This window comes from Halanaerobium sp. DL-01 (assembly GCF_003338615.1).
In the GTDB taxonomy this organism is placed as follows: domain Bacteria; phylum Bacillota; class Halanaerobiia; order Halanaerobiales; family Halanaerobiaceae; genus QPJE01.
The window spans coordinates 20,703-32,634 of sequence record NZ_QPJN01000013.1 but is presented as its reverse complement, the minus strand read 5'-3'; the positions used below and the strand labels follow the sequence as shown (position 1 = coordinate 32,634).

Below are 11,932 nucleotides of genomic sequence, written 5' to 3'. Positions count from 1 at the left end.
GCGTCACAGTACTAGGGCATCGAGCCCGTCGCACTCAGCTATTTATTCTGATCCAATTATTTTTGACAGTTCTGCTGCCAATCCTTCCGGCAGTTCCTGAAGTATGGCGGCTGCCTGTTCTTCTTTTAAATTGGCAAGAACTTCTGCAGCAAATTCTCTATCCAGCTGCTGTATAACTGAGGCTGCTGCTGGAGCTTCCATTCTTCGATATATTTCAGTCAATTTATTTAATTTTTCTTCTTTAGTCTCTTGATCACTGCTCAATTTTTCGTTTCTTTTCTTTTCAGCTTCAAGAGCCAGCTCCGTTTCTTTGAGATTCTTTTTTAGTTCTTCTATCTCACCTTCAAGTGAAGCTATTTTATCATCTTTCTGCTGAATTTCCGCACTAAACTTTTTATTTTTAGTTTTTTCAGCTTCAATATCTGCTTTTGTTATCATATATTGCTGTACAAATGGTATTCTATTCAGCAAATTAACTACTGATGCTTTAAAATTAATTATTTCCAGTGCATTTAATGACCAGATAAGCATTGCTGAAAGTATTATAAATAATATGAGAAAAAACAAAGCTTTTTTCATTTTTATCTCCCGCCTGACATAAATTGTCGTCCTATTTCATCCAGCTCTTTCTGCTCATCCAGCAAAAATTCTTTAATAAATTTTTCGGTTTCTTTTTCTTTCAGTTTTTCTAAAGTTTTTCTTTCTCTGCGTTTTTCCATTAATACATTAAGCTGTTTTTTTACCTCTGCTTCTTTTTCCCTTTTTTTGACAGATATTTTTTCTTCCAGTTCTCTCTGCTTTTTTAAGTATTTTCTGTAATCAATATTTAACCAGAGATCACTACCATTTTCTCGCAGGTGAGCAAAAATATTTTCTTTTTCAATTTTTATTTTTTCCAATTTTTTCTTTAAATCATTTAAATCTTTCTGCAGCAGCCTGTATCTGTCTTCTTCCATATCTTCCTGCCTGCTTTTTAGATTTAATATTTTTTCAAATTTAAAATTATATTTATACAAAAATTATCACCTTATTCTGCCGCAATATTTTTGAGGTGTTCCACAGTCTGTTCAAAATTTGTCTTTTCATTTATATTCTGAGTAAGAAAATTATTTATACTGTCAATCTTATCAATAGCTCTATCAACTTCTGCATTTGACCCATGTTCATATGCTCCAATATTAATTAAATCTTTTGATTGATTATATGTTGCCAGAAGTTTTTTAAATTTATCAGCGGCTTTTACATGTTCTTCATCAACAATATCCTTCATTATACGGCTGACACTGCTTAAAACATCTACTGCCGGATAGTGACTTGCTTCTGCCAGCTCTCTTGATAAAGAAATATGTCCATCAAGTATACCGCGAACAGTATCAGAAACCGGTTCATTGAAGTCATCACCTTCTACTAATACCGTATAAAGTGCTGTGATAGATCCTTTATCATTTGTTCCTGTTCTTTCCAGCAGTTTAGGCAGTTTTGCAAAAACAGAAGGTGGATAACCCCTTGTTGCAGGTGGTTCACCAATAGCCAGCCCTACTTCTCTTAAAGCCATTGCAACTCTTGTCACCGAATCCATCATCAGAAGAACATCTTCTCCCTGATTTCGAAAATATTCGGCTACAGCAGTTGCAATATTTGCTGCTTTAACCCGCACCAGTGCCGGCTGATCTGAAGTAGCAGCTATTACAATAGATCTTTTTAATCCTTCTTCACCCAAATCTTTTTCCAGAAAATCCTTTACCTCTCTCCCTCTTTCTCCTATAAGGCCAATTACATTGATATCGGCATTTGTGTTTCTAGCAGCCATTCCCAGTAAGGTACTTTTTCCGACACCACTGCCGGAAAATATACCAAGCCTTTGCCCTTTTCCACAGGTCAGCAGCCCATCAATACATTTTATTCCCAGTGAAAGAGGTTCTTTAATTCTTGATCTCTTCATAGGATCAGGTGGACGATTGTTAACATTGACTTCCTTAAGACCGGCTTTATTAGAATTGTCCTGACTTATGACCTGACCGGTTCCGTCAAGAACCTTCCCCAGCAGATTTTTGCCGACATGTACTTTAAGTCTTTCGTTTGTTGCAGTAACTTTGGCACCTGGTTTAATACCATCCATTTCCCCGATAGGCATCATTAAAACCTTATTATCATCAAAGCCAACTACTTCTGCTTTAAGATTCCCTTCCTCTGTTTCAATAAGACAGAGTTCACCTATGGAGGCTTCAGGACCGATAGATTCGATCACAAGACCTATTACTCTATTAATATGGCCAAAATTTCTGGTCATATTAATATTATTCAGCCTTTTTCCCAGATTTTCAAAATCAATATTAACCATTTACTTCAACCTCTTCTAGCAATTCTCTTTTTATAAGCATTAATTTTTCCTGCAGTCTGCCTTCTTTTCCGCCCAAATTTGTTTCAACAATACAGTCACCTCTGCTGAGATTATCATCACCAACAAATTTGAAGTTTTTATCTTTTAAGTTCCTGCCCAGCCTGTCTTCCTGAATATAGGGAAGAAAACCTGGATGAACTTTTATTATCATATCTTTATGGTTTTCACCAAGTTCGTTTAACATATCAGATATTATATTATTTATAATTTCATGTTCTTTTTCCAGTTTAACATCGATAATTATACCTGCTATCTTTACTGCCAGATTTATTACCGATCTCTTTAAATTATTTTTTTCGCGGGTAATTTCACTGCTGAAGCTGTCTGCAAGCTTCATTAGACTTTCAATTTCTTTTTTTATTTCCTGACGTCCTTCTTTAAGTCCCTGCTGATATCCTTTTTCTTTTTCTTCCTTTAATATTTTTCCTTTTTCTTCAATTATTTTATTTTTTTTCTTTTCGGCTTCAGTCAGTATTTCAGCGGCTTTAACCTCTGCTGCTTCAATTATCTCTTCAGCTCTATGTTCAGCATTTTCTTCTATTTTTTCTTCTTTACTTCTGGCAGTCTTATTATTTGCTGTTTTTTTTGTATTGTTTTCATTTTTGTCTGTATCTTTATTTTTATTTTTTTTTAACTTATTTTTATCTGCTTTCAGCACTTTTTTTTCATTATCTATTCTATATTTGCCTATCACCTGTGATGCTTTAATGATTTTAGACAATCACTTCACTCTCCCCACCGCGGGCAATAACAATTTCGCCGCTTTCTTCTAGTTCACGAATAATATTCACAATTCTCTGCTGTGCATCTTCTACTTCACGCAGTCTGACCGGACCCATAAATTCTATGTCTTCTGTCAGCATTTCAGCAGCTCTTTGCGACATGTTGCCAGTAATAATTTCTTCAACTTCATCACTTGCTGTTTTTAGGGCCAGAGCCAGATCATGTGTTTCCACCTGACGCAGTACAAGCTGTACAGCTCTGTCAGTAAGAAGAACAATATCTTCAAAGACAAACATCCTCTTTTTGATTTCCTCAACAAGCTCTGGATCATCTTCCTCCAGCTTATCAAGAATATTTTTTTCTGTTCCCCTGTCAACCTGATTTAAAACATCTACTATTGCTGAAATACCGCCAGCACTGGCATATTCATTTGCCATAACAGAAGATAACTTCTTTTCTAATACTGCCTCAACTTCCTTAATGATTTCCGGAGAAGTTCTATCCATGACTGCTATTCTTCTGGCTACTTCACTCTGTATATCCGGAGAAAGTGCAGACAAAACCTGTGAGGCCATGGAAGGACTTACATATGCGAGGATAAGTGCTATAGTTTGTGGATGTTCTCCCTGAATAAAGTTTAAAAGCTGTGAGGGATCGGATTTGCGTATTGAATCAAAAGGTCTTACCTGTAGTGTTGCTGTAAGGCGGTTTATGATTGCCTTAGTTTTTTCCTTTCCAAATGATTTTTCCAGTATTTTTTTCGCATAGTTTATTCCGCCAGAGTTAATATAATCATTGGCTTTTCTGAGCTGCAGAAATTCTTCCTGTATTTTCTGCTTTAGTTCGGGATTTATTTTATTTAAATTGGCTATTTCCAGAGTTAATTTTTCTACCTCGTCTTCATCCAGATGCTTAAAAATATTTGAAGAAACATCAGGACCAAGAGAAATTAGAAGAATAGCCGCCTTTTCTTTTCCTGCAAGTTTGTTGTTCATAACAGTTTAACCCCTTCTATACTATTCATCTACCAGCCAGCTGCGAATAAGTTTGGCAGCACCTTCTGGATCAGAATTAACCAATCTTTCAAGTTCTTTTTCAACCTGTTCTTTTTCTTTCTCTTCAGGACTTCTCTTGAGAAGATCCAGCTCTTCTTCCTCTTCTTCTACAGAGACATCAACACCTGAACCTGCTGGTGCTGTTTTTTGTTTTCTATATAAATAAATTATCAGAGCTGCTGCTATAACAAGTATTAAGATAATAAGTCCGGCATAAATATATGTCTGCCTTTGAGCTGCAGCTTCTTCTGCAGCACGTGCCTGAGCTGCCGCTTCTGCAAGAGAATTATCAAATTTTATTGCAGTTATATTAACTACATCTCCTCTTTCTCTATCATAACCAATAGCTGCCTGTACAGCATTTCTGATCTGTTCAATTGTTTCTTCATCTGCATCCTGATTAACCATTACTGAAACCGACAGCTTTTCAATTTCTCCAGGAGCATAAACATGTTTTTCGATTTTTTCATTTATTTCGTAATTTGTAATTATATTTTCCTTTTCATAGCTGCCCGCATTTTCACTATCTTCTGCCTGATACTGTGGAATATTGCTGTCTGTACCGGGTATACCTGCTGCTGGCCCGGCATTACTGCCTACATAAGATTCAGTATTGCTTTCCTGGCTGCGAACTACTCCATCCTCATCAACAACAGGGGAATATGTCTTGCTTTCTACCTGGCGCTGATCAAAATTAAGTTTTGCATAGACCTGAACTGTAAAATTACCTGGACCAAGCACCTTTGTCAGCATAGCCGCAAGATCATTTTTTAAAGATTTTTCAAAATTTTTCTGCAGGGTAAAGTTTTTGGGGTCAGATACCCAGCTGCTTCCATTTGTTTCTCCATCAATCGAAAGAAGGTTACCATTAGTATCAACAACAGTAACCTGAGATATGGGGAGGTCCTGAACACTGCTGGCCACAAGATTCTGAATCGAGGCAACCACCTCTGGACTCACGTTAAACCCTGGCTCCAGATCTATCAGCACTGAAGCTGTTGCTGATTTTTCTTCTGCAATAAACAGGCTCTGCTCTGGAGGTGTTATCTGAACACGAGAATAGCTGATGCCCGAAATTGATTGAATAGATCTGCTCAACTCCCCTCCAAGTGCCCTATAATAATTTACTTTTCGTTCGAATTCTGTTGTCCCAAACTGACTGCTGTCAAAAATTTCAAATCCCACAACTCCTTGATCAGGCAGTCCTGCTCCAGCAAGTTCTATCCTTAACTGATACAGCTGATCTTCTGGAACCAGAATTGTGGAGCCATTACCTGACAGTTTGTAATCTACCTGGTCTTCTTTTAATTTTTCGACAATGGCAGCAGTATCCCGTGTCGTAAGATTAGTATAAAGGGGTTTATAATTTGCTGTACTACCCCTTATTATTAGATAGCCGAAACCAGCTGCAAGGAGAATAGTACTTACAATTATTATGATTTTTATATTATTATTTAATTTTCCCCATACTTTGTTAAATTCTTCTCTATATTTATTAAAAAAATCGGCCATCTTAATACCTCTCTCAAAGAAAATTCATTAATATAAATTGCTGATTTTTCTGTAAAAATTAATATTAATATATATTATACCTGTATTCTCATAACTTCTTTATATGCTTCCACAATTTTATTCTGCACGGCTGTGGTTAAATTTAAAGCTATTTTAGCCTTTTCTCCAGCTATCATCACCTGATGAATATTATCTGTTTCACCGGCAGCAAATTTGGCTGTCATCTCTTCCGAATTTTTTTGAAGGTTGTTTACTTCCATAATTTTCTCTTTGAAAAGATTTTTAAAATCACTTTTTGTATTTTCTTTTTCCTTGTTTTCTAGAGAATAATGTTCAAAAATATCTGTTGCAGGGTTAATTCCCATTTTATCCAGCAATGTAATTCCTCCTATCTGCTGATATCCAGAGCACTTGCTGCCATGTTCTTGTAGTTAGAAATTGCCTGAACATTAGCTTCATAAGCTCTAGTTGCATCTATCATATTTATCATTTCTGTCATAATACTTATATTGGGAAGCCGCAAATAACCATCCTCATCTGCATCAGGGTGGTTGGGTCTGTATTCAATTTTAAAGGGGCTCTGGTCTTCTCTAATCTCTTTAACTTCTACACCTTTATCGTTAGCGTTATCATTTAGGACAGATAAGCCAGAACCAAAAACTGACATTTTATTTTGCAGCTTTTCCTGAAAAACAGCAACTTTTCGCCTGTATGGACCACCATCTTCTGTTCTGGTAGTTTCCACATTGGCTATATTCCCAGAAATTATATCCATTCTCAATCTCTGAGCAGTTAAACCAGATGCACTAATATCTATTCCACTAAACAAATCTAACTACCCCCTTTTTCTATAACCTGATTAAGTGTGGAGAATCTTGCAGCAGCTCTCCTTGTAAGAACATTATAATAAATGCTATTTTTCGCCATTTCTGCCACCTCTACATCTATATCTACATTATTTTTATCATTTCTGTAACTTCCATTTTTATTACTTTTTTCTAAAAAACTGCTTTTTTTAAAAGAATCATTATTTTTTACACCAGGAGCAGAAATATGATTTTTATCAGTGGTGTCCAATCGTAACCTGGTACCATTCTGACTTCCATTCATTTGTCTTTTCAGTACTTGCTGAAAATTAATATCCTGCCTTTTATATCCAGGAGTAGTTGCATTTGCAATATTATTTGCAATTAACTCACCACGTCTGGAGGCTCCATCTAAAGCAGCTGTTATTAATGAAATATAATCTGTCAAAAAACCACCTCCATATAAAAGAAAATTCTACAGCAGCATCAGCTATAGAATTAAAAAATAGCTTTTGCAGCCTGGCAGTCATTTTGTATTAGACCCATAGCTTTGCGTCACCGGTTTTCACCGATTTTGCCAAAAATAAATAAGATTAAAACGTAAAATAAAGTTATTTTATTAAAAAATAGCGTAATATGTAATTTTTACTCTAATAATAACTCTTCTTATTTATTATAATATTGGATATATAATCTCAAAATCCTATTTTTATATTAATTTTTTTAAAGATTCCATAACCCTATCTTTTTTAAATGGTTTAACTATAAAGTCTTTTGCTCCCATTTCAATTGCCTGAATAACAATTTTCTGCTGTCCCATTGCACTGCAGACAACTATCTGTGCATCAGGATCAATATCCTGAATTGCTTTAATTGCTTCCAGACCATCCATAACAGGCATTGTTATATCCATAGTAACAATATCCGGCTCTAATTCCTGATATAGTTCTACAGCCTGTTTACCGTTTTCTGCTTCACCTACAACTTCAAATTCATCTTTTAATATATTTTTTAAATTCAAGCGCATAAATGCTGCGTCGTCCACTACTAATACTCTTGGCATTTAATGATTACCTCCTCTGAGAATTATAGCCGCCATTATTTATTATAATAACAGATTATATTTTTATTTACAATGTCAAAATATAATTTTTTCAAATTATTAACAAATCCCGACTAAATGACTTTACTTCTACCTTTCCATCATCTAAATAAAAATACATAGATCTACCATAATCTTTCCCAACATCTTCCCCGATTATTTTGATATTTTCTTCTTTAAGTATATTTTTCACTGCTTCTACATTTCTGCGTCCAATCTGCATAACAGGATCTCCACCTTCAAACTTAAACATCCCAGCACCACCAACAATTTTTGCTGTCATCCTTCTTTTTGAAGCACCCATATCTTCTAGCTCACTAATCAGAAAAGGTATACCGGTGTCGGCATATTTAACAATTTTTTTCTGACCGGGATTTTCTGGCAGCATAATATGAATCAGACCGCCTATCTTTCTAAAACTGTCATAAAGAGCAATCCCTACACATGAACCAAGACCCAGTGTGGCAAGCAGCAGGCCCTGTTCTCCTACTGCATAATCTGCCATTTTAACGATAATTTTCTCTGCTGTCTGCTGATTAATCAACACTATCAGCCCCCAGCCGCTCAAAAAGAATATCCAGCGAATCTTTTTCGGGAATAAAGAAATAAAATATCTCTAACTTTTCATCTCCTGCAATAAATTCCGTTTCCAAAAGAAGAATATAATCTTCTGTCTGGCTGTAATCAATTACAGAAGAGCTCAGCACAGCTGCAGCCATATCAAAAGCCAGAGCTGGTACAGATTGATTTAAATTTAGATCTGTAAAATCATTTATTGCTCTAAGATAAGCTCCACTCAATATATTTCCCAATTCATTTAAAGCAGACATCTGCATCTTTTTTTCTGGAAGACTATCAGTGTTAAAAATAAGTTTCAACATTTTTTCCACATTTTGATTATCTATCACCAACAAAATTTTGCCTGAAATTTCACCTTCAAAATTTATCATTATACAGGCAATATAATCTTCTTCATCACCAGTAATACAGGGTAACTTCTCAATTGCAAGAATCTCAACTTTAGGTACAGTCATATTAATAGTATAACCTATCATTTCCGAAAAAGCTGTTGCTGCATTACCTGCTCCAATATTTGCTACTTCTTTTAGAATATCTTTTTTTTCTGGTTTTAAATCCATTTAATTCTCCTCCTGAACTTCCCGATCAACCTGATCAACTCTTTTTAAATCTTTTATTTCCTTTCTGCTCAAAATTTTTGCTAAATCCAGCAGAAGCAGCAGTTCATCTGAATCGGTTCTGCCTACTCCTTCAATATAATCACTATCAACATTTTTGCACAGCTCAGGCAGATTGACTATCTCTTCTCTAGTAAGACCTTTTATCTCTTTTACGTCATCAACCATCATCCCGGCAGTTATACCATCAAGTTCAACAATAATTATTTTTTTATTATTTTTATCTTCTTTTTTCTGATTAACATTAAGCCTGACATGCAGATCTATTACCGGTACAACAGAACCTCTTAAATTAATTATTCCCCTGATAAATTCAGGACTATCAGGAACAGATGTCAGATTTTTGCTGTCAAGAATCTCCCTGGTCTGAGTAATATTAACTCCAAATTTCCTGCTCCCCAGAAAAAATATAATATACTGCTGCTGACTTTCGGTAATTGTTTTTGCTTTCATTTTTTCACCCCCATCATATTAATCGTTACGTCAAATCTAAATTTTAGTAACTTCAGCACCCGAAAAATACAGTTAACTCCGTTTTAACTGTACCTGTAGAGGCTGATTTAATTAAAGTTTGAATTTATTAACTGCTTCTGTAAGATTTTCTGCCATCTCCGAAAGTTCTTCAGCACCTGAAACTATTTCTTCGGTAGCTGCAATCTGTTCTTCACTTGAGGCTGCTACTTCTTCTGCATTACCTGCAGCCTGCTGACTTACCATCATTACTTCTTCTACAGTTTTCTGAGTTTCTTTACCCTGTGCGGTCATTTCAGCTGTTTTTGTACTTATACTCTGAATATATTCATTAAGGTTTTTTACCGCACTGTTTATTTCTGTAAAGGAATTTTTGGAAATATTGATAGCCTCAACACTTTCTGTAACAGTTTTTTCGGTGCTGTTCATCTTACTGACAGTATTTTTTACATTTGACTGAATATCGGCAATTAATTTAACTATTTTTTCTGTTGCTTCAGAAGAATTTTCGGCAAGTTCTCTAATTTCATCTGCAACAACACTAAATCCTCTACCTGCTTCTCCCGCTCTAGCAGCCTCTATAGCTGCATTTAAAGCCAGCAGATTTGTCTGATCAGCAATACTTTTAATTATTTCTATAATTCCTCCAATTTCTTCAGAAAGTTTTCCCAGTTCATTTATCTGCCTGCTGACAGTTGTGGTATCATCTTTTACTCTTTCGATTTTACTGACAGATTTGTCTACAGCTTTATTACCTGACTCAACCTCAGAAACAACTGTATCCGCCTGATGGCTCATTTTATTAGTTTCTGAATTTACATCCTCAAAACTCTTTATAAGGCTGGTGACATTATTTTCAGCTGTTTCCAGCTGAGCAGACTGTTCCTGTGCTCCGGAAGCAACATCCTGAATTGCATTACCGACCTGTTCGGCAGATTTACCAACTTGATCACCTGAAGCAGTCAGTTCTTCACTAGAAGCAGAAACACTGCCTGCAATTGAAGCTATTTGAGAAATAATACCCCTCAAATTTTCTGCCATATTTTGCAGTGATTTTTCCATAACTCCGATTTCATCCTGAGTATGCTGTGTGAATTCAACAGTTAGATTGCCTCTGCCAAATTCCTCCACTTTTTTGGAAAGATCACTAACCGGTTTTGCAATTCTTCTGCCAATATAAACCATTATCAGTCCAGCAATAATTAAAGCAGCAATTGTAAGATAAATAAGATAATTTTTTAATTCTGTCACACCTGCCATAACTTCACTTTGTGGTGCTGCTGTTCCAAGCTTCCATCCATTGGCTAGGGTGGCAAAGCCATTATCAAGCACTTCACCTTTATCTTCTACAACAAAAAAGCCTTCACTATTCTGCTCTATTAATTCAGCTGTTTCTGTAAAACCGGAGTCAGCCATATTTGTTCCTCGTTCATAATTCGGATGAGCCAAAAAATTTCCATCACTGTTTAAAAGATAGGCAAATCCAGTTTCATAAGTTTCAATATTATTTACAATATTCTCCACAGCACTAAATTTAAGATCTATTCCAATAACTCCAACAAATTTATCATCTATAATTAGTGCCTTAGAGAACCTCACTATTTCTTCATCTATATCCTGCCATTGAAACGGATCTGTCCATAAAGCTTTCCCCCGCTGGCGGGGTTTATAGAACCACTCCATTTCCGAATTATTTTCTTGATATGCAGAAATATCAAGGGTTTCCTGCAGCTCATATTCTCCATCTCCATTTGAATCAGCAAAATATATGTCATTAGCTTTTCCCAGAAGTTCTGGATTGAAAAATATAAAAGCACCCAGCGAATCTTCAGTATTTTGTGCCATTTCTTTAATTATATTCTCTGTCTGATATTTATATGTATACATATATGCATTGGTATCCACCTGCTTCATATCAATTGTACTTCTTATTATCGAACCAATAGCATCTGTTTTAGCTTCCACATCTTTTAATCTTATATCAAGCTGATTGGCATATCTGCCGGAAATATTTATTAGTTTTGATTGAGATTCACGAGCAATATTTTCTGATGATTTTTCTATACTCATATACCCAATAACTGCTGTAGTGATTATTAAAATCACTATTACAGGTAGTACAATGCGGTAACTTAGTTTTTTCATATTCTTTTTCATCCCTTCAGCTTCCAGACTGTTTTTATGCAAAAATTGTCTTCTCAAGATCGAGTAAAATTAACAGCTGTTCTTCACTTCGAGCACAAACTCCAGTTAAATAATCCTGCTTCAGACCACCTTCAACATCGGGTGCAGGTGTAATTTTATCCAGATCAAGCCAGACTATTCCCTCAATTCTGTCGACCTGAAGTCCAAGCAGAACATCATTTACTTCTACTGTAATTATCCTGCTTTCACTTTCATCAAAAAGTGATTCATCTGTTTTTATCTCAAATCTTTTATGAAGATCAATTACAGGTACAATTATACCTCTTAAATTTATTACTCCAAGCACATGTTTTTCTGCATTTGGAACATTCGTTATCTGAGCTGATTTTATTATTTCTCGGGTATAATCTATCTCAATACCATATTCTTCCTGGCCAATATTGAATACAACATACTGCATCTGACCCTGTTTTTTTGTATTTTTTGCTTCTGTTAGAGAAACCATTTTTCCACCCCCACAT

The 11,932-nt window shown here is 35.4% G+C and carries 15 protein-coding genes and 1 riboswitch; all 15 genes read right to left on the bottom strand.

Translation table 11 applies throughout. From position 1 onward, the window contains the following. Positions 1-42: 42 nt before the first annotated feature. The 15 genes from DER71_RS06090 to DER71_RS06020 all read right to left on the bottom strand — a co-directional run bounded on the left by DER71_RS06090 (position 43) and on the right by DER71_RS06020 (position 11,916). Positions 43-579: a MotE family protein gene (locus DER71_RS06090; protein ID WP_114474415.1), complete on the bottom strand. Its 537-nt coding sequence runs from the start codon at positions 577-579 to the stop codon at positions 43-45. Between the two features lie 2 nt (positions 580-581). Next, a complete protein-coding gene (locus DER71_RS06085; RefSeq protein ID WP_114458123.1) occupies positions 582-1,016 on the bottom strand; it encodes a flagellar FliJ family protein in 435 nt (144 codons plus the stop codon). Between the two features lie 11 nt (positions 1,017-1,027). After that, complete coding sequence (fliI, locus tag DER71_RS06080; RefSeq protein WP_114458124.1) at positions 1,028-2,341, bottom strand: flagellar protein export ATPase FliI; 1,314 nt, start codon at positions 2,339-2,341, stop codon at positions 1,028-1,030. Continuing rightward, positions 2,334-3,122, bottom strand: a complete 789-nt coding sequence (locus DER71_RS06075) for a FliH/SctL family protein (protein ID WP_114458125.1) — start codon at positions 3,120-3,122, stop codon at positions 2,334-2,336. Before DER71_RS06075 ends, fliI begins: the two co-directional genes overlap by 8 nt. Beyond that, complete coding sequence (gene fliG / locus DER71_RS06070; protein WP_114474414.1) at positions 3,115-4,119, bottom strand: flagellar motor switch protein FliG; 1,005 nt, start codon at positions 4,117-4,119, stop codon at positions 3,115-3,117. The genes DER71_RS06075 and fliG overlap by 8 nt, the downstream gene beginning before the upstream one ends. 21 nt (positions 4,120-4,140) lie before the next feature. Further along, positions 4,141-5,691 (bottom strand): flagellar basal-body MS-ring/collar protein FliF, encoded by a 1,551-nt coding sequence (gene fliF, locus DER71_RS06065; protein ID WP_114458127.1) that lies wholly within the window; start codon positions 5,689-5,691, stop codon positions 4,141-4,143. Positions 5,692-5,765: 74 nt separating this feature from the next. Further along, positions 5,766-6,068 (bottom strand): flagellar hook-basal body complex protein FliE, encoded by a 303-nt coding sequence (gene fliE / locus DER71_RS06060; RefSeq protein ID WP_233487015.1) that lies wholly within the window; start codon positions 6,066-6,068, stop codon positions 5,766-5,768. An 11-nt stretch (positions 6,069-6,079) separates the two neighbouring features. Continuing rightward, on the bottom strand, positions 6,080-6,520 hold the full coding sequence (flgC, locus tag DER71_RS06055) for a flagellar basal body rod protein FlgC (RefSeq protein ID WP_114458128.1): 441 nt from the start codon (positions 6,518-6,520) through the stop codon (positions 6,080-6,082). A 2-nt stretch (positions 6,521-6,522) separates the two neighbouring features. Further along, entirely contained in the window at positions 6,523-6,945 is a 423-nt protein-coding gene (gene flgB / locus DER71_RS06050; protein ID WP_114458129.1) for a flagellar basal body rod protein FlgB, read from the bottom strand. A gap of 62 nt (positions 6,946-7,007) precedes the next feature. Then, positions 7,008-7,086, bottom strand: a riboswitch (cyclic di-GMP riboswitch). 120 nt (positions 7,087-7,206) lie between these two features. Further along, on the bottom strand, positions 7,207-7,560 hold the full coding sequence (locus DER71_RS06045) for a response regulator (RefSeq protein ID WP_114458130.1): 354 nt from the start codon (positions 7,558-7,560) through the stop codon (positions 7,207-7,209). Between the two features lie 91 nt (positions 7,561-7,651). Continuing rightward, positions 7,652-8,146, bottom strand: a complete 495-nt coding sequence (locus tag DER71_RS06040; protein ID WP_233487016.1) for a chemotaxis protein CheD — start codon at positions 8,144-8,146, stop codon at positions 7,652-7,654. Beyond that, positions 8,136-8,738, bottom strand: a complete 603-nt coding sequence (locus DER71_RS06035) for a chemotaxis protein CheC (RefSeq protein WP_114458131.1) — start codon at positions 8,736-8,738, stop codon at positions 8,136-8,138. Before DER71_RS06035 ends, DER71_RS06040 begins: the two co-directional genes overlap by 11 nt. Further along, the gene (locus DER71_RS06030) at positions 8,739-9,248 is read right to left on the bottom strand and encodes a chemotaxis protein CheW (RefSeq protein WP_114458132.1); all 510 of its coding nucleotides are present in this window, start codon (positions 9,246-9,248) and stop codon (positions 8,739-8,741) included. A 111-nt stretch (positions 9,249-9,359) separates the two neighbouring features. After that, positions 9,360-11,453 carry a methyl-accepting chemotaxis protein gene (locus tag DER71_RS06025; RefSeq protein WP_114458133.1) on the bottom strand — a complete coding sequence of 698 codons (2,094 nt, stop codon included), beginning with the start codon at positions 11,451-11,453 and terminating at the stop codon, positions 9,360-9,362. Further along, a complete protein-coding gene (locus tag DER71_RS06020) occupies positions 11,446-11,916 on the bottom strand; it encodes a chemotaxis protein CheW (RefSeq protein WP_114458134.1) in 471 nt (156 codons plus the stop codon). The genes DER71_RS06025 and DER71_RS06020 overlap by 8 nt, the downstream gene beginning before the upstream one ends. Positions 11,917-11,932: the final 16 nt, after the last annotated feature.